Here is a 4,441-nt window from a genome sequence, read left to right on the forward strand (position 1 = left end):
GGCGCCGTAGCCGGCGCGGCGGCGCGCGCCGCGCCGGCGCCGGGGGACGCATCCCGGCGCCCGCCGCACGCGGCGGGGCCGACGACGGCGGGCACGACCAGCGCCGCCACGCACGCACGGCGCCTCCATGAACGGAAGCGGGGACCCGCAGCTCGCATCGCCACCCGTCGGGTTGGGTTCGCGCCCGACGAGCGCAGGAACCGTTCCGATGCGACAGACGTTCGCGTCGCCCCCCGCCGCGGGCGGGCCGCCTCAGCCGACGTCGGCCCGCGGCAGCAGCACCGTGAAGCGGCTCCCCGCGCCCGGCGCGCTCTCCGCCACGAGCTCGCCCCCCATCCCGCGCGCGAGCTGGCGGCTGATGGCGAGCCCGAGCCCGGTCCCCTCGCCCGGGTTGCTCAGCGAGCGCCCGACCTGCACGAACGGCTCGAAGATCGCCTCCAGCTGCCCGGCGGGGATGCCGATCCCCGAGTCCTCGACCACCAGCGCCGCGGTGCCGTCGTCGGCCGTCGCGCGGATCGCCACCCGCCCGCCCGGGGCGGTGAACTTCGCGGCGTTCGACAGCAGGTTGACGAGGATGCGCGCCAGCTTGTCGCGGTCCGCGCACACCGACGGCGCGTCGTCGCCGACCGCCACGTCGAGCGTCAGGCGCCGCGCCGCGAACTGCGGCGCCAGCAGCTGCACCACGTCGCGCGCCAGCGCCCCGGTGTGCACGGCGCGCACGTCGTACTCGGCGCGCCCGCTCTCGATGCGCGCGAAGTCGAGCACGTCGGTGATGAGCCCGAGCAGGTAGCGCCCGCTGACGCGTACCCGCGCCAGGTAGGCGCGCTGCTGCTCGGTGATGTCGCCCGCCACCCCCGCGTCGAGCAGGTCGGCGTAGCCGAGGATCGCGTTGAGCGGCGTGCGCAGCTCGTGGCTCATCGTGGCCAGGAAGTCGTCCTTCGCCCGGTTGGCGCGCTCCGCCTCGGCGCGCGCCGCGTCGGCCGCCGCGTACAGCCGCTGCACCTCCTGCGCGCGGGCGAGGCGCGCGCGCAGCTCGCGGTCGACCGCCGTGCCGGCGAGGGCGAGGGCGAGGATCAGCCCCGTCGTCCCGGTGACCGCCCACCCCAGCCCCTGCGTCGCCAGCACGGCGTCGGCGGGGACGGCGAGCGCGCCGCCGGCGGGGCCGAAGCGCGCCGCGCTCATCGCCGTGTAGTGCATGCCGGCGATCGCCACGCCGATCAGCAGCGCCGCCGCGCCGCGCCGCCGCATCCCCGACGCCCCCTCGGCGGCGCGCAGCCGGTACGCCAGCCAGAGCGCCGCCGACGACGCGGCGACCGCGATCGCCAGCGACGCGGCCACCCGCGGCGGGTCGTGGTGCAGCCGGCTCGACACGCGCAGCCCCGCCATGCCGATGTAGTGCATCCCGGCGATGGCCGCGCCCATCGCCACGCTGGCCGCCGCGAGCCGCACCGCCGGGAGCCGCTCGCGCCCCGCCACCGCCAGCGCCAGGAACGACGCCGCCACCGCCACCAGCACCGACAGCACCAGGTGCGGCACGTCGTACGTCATCGGCAGCGCGGCGCCGCGGTCGCGCAGCCGGAACGCGAGCATGCCGATGAAGTGCATGCTCCAGATCCCGGTCCCCATCGCCAGCGCGCCGGCGCCGATCCACAGGCGCCGCGCCGCGCCGCGGGCGACGTTCACCCGCCCCGCGAGGTCCAGCGCGACGTAGCCCGCCACCGCCGCCACCAGCAGCGAGAGGCCGACGAGCCAGGGGTCGTAGTGGCGTTCCACGTCTGACGAGGGGTGCGGGGGCGGCGCGCGTTCCCGCAATAGTACCCCCGCTCAGCGCGCCGGCGGCACCTCCACCGGACGCCCCGTGCGCGCCGCCTCGTAGATGCGCTGCATGATACGCACGTCATGAAGCCCCTCGGGCCCCGTCCCGCGCCGCGGCTCGCGGTTCTCGCGGATCGCCGACGCGAACTCGTCGAGCTCCCCGACGAACTGCAGCGACGACTCGCCGAGCTTGGGCTCCTCGCGCCCGCGCTCGCGCGTCACGATCAGCCGGTTCCCCTCGTACTCGGTGGCCGGGTCGAGCGCGAGCGACGCCCGCTCGGCCATCACCTGGATGCGCTTCACGTTCTGGAAGTCGTACCCCGACGTGCAGTGCGCCACCGCGCCGCCCGGGAAGCGCATCGTCCAGGCGATCCCCTGCTCCACGTCGATCGGGCGGCCGCCGGGGCCGGGGCTCCCGGGCGGCTTGCGGTACGTCGCCCGCACCTCGACCGGGTCCTCCCCCGTCAGGTAGCGCGCGCCGTTCAGCGAGTAGATCCCGATGTCGTAGAGCGAGCCGCCGCCGGCCAGCGCGGCCTCGGCGCGCCACCGGTCGGCCGGCTTCTCGGGGTCGAGCGGGCGCCCGTGGTCGGCGACGATCTCGCGGATCGCCCCCGCCTCGCCGGCGCGCAGCATCCGGATCGCTTCGGCGTTGTGCGGCTCGAACGGCGCGCGGTAGGCGATCATCAGCCGCCTCCCGGCGCGCGCGCAGGCGTCGATCATCCGCCGGCACTCGGCCTCGGTGACCGCCATGGGCTTCTCGCAGAAGACGTGCTTCCCGGCGCGCGCCGCGCGCTCCGTCCACGCCGCGTGCAGCGCGTTGGGGAGCACCACGTACACGACGTCCACCGTCCGGTCGTCGCGGATCCGGTCGAAATCGTCGTACGAGTAGACGCCGCTCGCGGGAACGCCGTACGCCGCGGCCACGGCGCGCGCCTTCTCCGCGTTGCCGCTCACCACCGCCGTCAGCCGGCAGTGCCGCGTGCGGCCGAGCGCCGGCAGCATGTGGTTGAGCGCGAAGTCGCCGAGCCCCACCACCGCCCAGCCGAGCCGGCGCTCGGGCGAGTCGGCCAGCGGGCGCTCCAGCTCGGGCATCGGCCGCCCGGCGGCGCGCGGCGCCGGCGGCAGCGCGCCCCCGGCGGCTTCTCCCGACGCGGCGGCGCGCGCGGCGCTGCCGGCGAACGCTCCGACGCCCGCGACCGCGGCGCCGGCCGACACCCCCGTCGCCACGAAGGCGCGGCGGCTCACGGTCCCTCCCATCGTCCCCTCCCCTCCCGGTGTGGAGCCGCGGCAGGCGCACGACGCAGGCCGCGGGCGCGCAGCCGCCGCCATTCCTCGCGCGCCCCGCCGGCCAGCGCGCGCGCCAGCAGCGCCTCGGGCGCGCCGTGGCTGAAGGCGCCGGCGACCGCGCGCAGCAGCCCCGGCCCGAAGCGCGTCCCCTGCGCGATCGCGAACACCGGCTCCCACGCGTCGGGGCGCAGCGACCCCTTGAAGTGCTCCAGCCCGCGGAAGTCGTAGAAGCGGCGCCCGTGCGCGCGCAGCCACGCGAACAGCGGGCGCAGCCACGCCGGCGGCGCGCCCGCCGCGGGGTCGCCGTGCGCCGCCAGCGGCGCGAGCCCCAGCGTCACGTACGGCGCGCCGACGGCGGCGAGCGCGCGCACCGCCGCGTCCACCAGCAGGTGCGTGGTGCCGTTGGGCGCGGCGCGCGCGCGCGGCCACTGCTCCACCAGCCATCCCGCGCGCGCCGGCACCGGCGTCGCCACGAGGAACGCCAGCGCCTCGCCCCCGCGCCCGGCCACGAACACGCGCCGGTCGCGCACGTCGCCCAGCAGGTCGGGGGTCACGAGGAAGCCGAGCGGCGGCAGCCCGCGCGTCGCCAGCCAGTCGGCGAGCACGGCGCGCAGCGCGGGAGCCTCGCGCGCGCGCTCCGGCGCCCACTCGGTCACCGCGACGCCCTTGTTGCGCGCGCGGTGCAGCTGCGCGCGCAGCGACGCCTTGCCCCGCACGATCGCGTCCCACCCCGCCGGGTCCCACGCCGGCTGCGCGCCGAGGCGCACCAGCACGTGGTCGCGGCGCCCCGCGTAGGTGCGCTCCAGCCGCGCGCCGGCGCCGAAGAACAGCACGCGCTCGCCGCGCGCGTTCGCGTCGCGCTCCAGCTCCGCCGCCACCTCGGCCAGCCGGCCGGCCGCGCACACCGGCGCCCCCGCGACCACGCGCACCCCGCCGAACGACGCGTAGCCCGCCACCGCGTCGCCGGCGGCGGCGAACCAGCGGCGCATCCCCGGGTTGAGGATCTGGTACGCGACCGCGTTCCAGCCGTGGCGCAGCACCAGCGCGCGCGCCGCCTCCCGCTCGTCGGCGGCCGACGGGGGGACGGGCCGCATCGCCCCGATCGCGTCCGTCAGCCGTCGCGCAGCCACCCCTCGTCGACGGCGAACCGCACGAGCGCGGCCCGGCTCCCGACGCCGAGCTTCGCCATCCCGTTCGCCTTGTGCGTCTCGACCGTCTTGACGCTGATCTCGAGCGCGGCGGCGATCTCCTTGTTGCTGTGGCCGCGGGCGACGAGCCGCAGCACCACCGCCTCGCGCGCCGCGGCGTCGGCGCCGTCGCCGGCGCGCGCGGCGTCGCC

Annotated in this window: 4 protein-coding genes; all 4 read right to left on the reverse strand. The window is 78.0% G+C overall.

All coding sequences use genetic code 11. The features are described 5' to 3' along the window. Window positions 1–252: 252 nt before the first annotated feature. Window positions 253–1,773, reverse strand: coding sequence for an MHYT domain-containing protein (locus PYV61_RS21450; RefSeq protein WP_275835492.1), 1,521 nt, complete (start codon window positions 1,771–1,773; stop codon window positions 253–255). A 51-nt stretch (window positions 1,774–1,824) separates the two neighbouring features. After that, the gene (locus PYV61_RS21455) at window positions 1,825–3,060 is read right to left on the reverse strand and encodes a Gfo/Idh/MocA family oxidoreductase (protein WP_275835494.1); all 1,236 of its coding nucleotides are present in this window, start codon (window positions 3,058–3,060) and stop codon (window positions 1,825–1,827) included. Then, on the reverse strand, window positions 3,057–4,196 hold the full coding sequence (locus tag PYV61_RS21460; protein ID WP_275835496.1) for a DUF2156 domain-containing protein: 1,140 nt from the start codon (window positions 4,194–4,196) through the stop codon (window positions 3,057–3,059). Before PYV61_RS21460 ends, PYV61_RS21455 begins: the two co-directional genes overlap by 4 nt. A gap of 17 nt (window positions 4,197–4,213) precedes the next feature. Then, window positions 4,214–4,441: LuxR C-terminal-related transcriptional regulator (locus PYV61_RS21465; RefSeq protein ID WP_275835498.1), on the reverse strand; the 228-nt coding region annotated here is incomplete at its 5' end.

The organism is Roseisolibacter sp. H3M3-2 (genome assembly GCF_029211165.1).
GTDB lineage: Bacteria > Gemmatimonadota > Gemmatimonadetes > Gemmatimonadales > Gemmatimonadaceae > Roseisolibacter.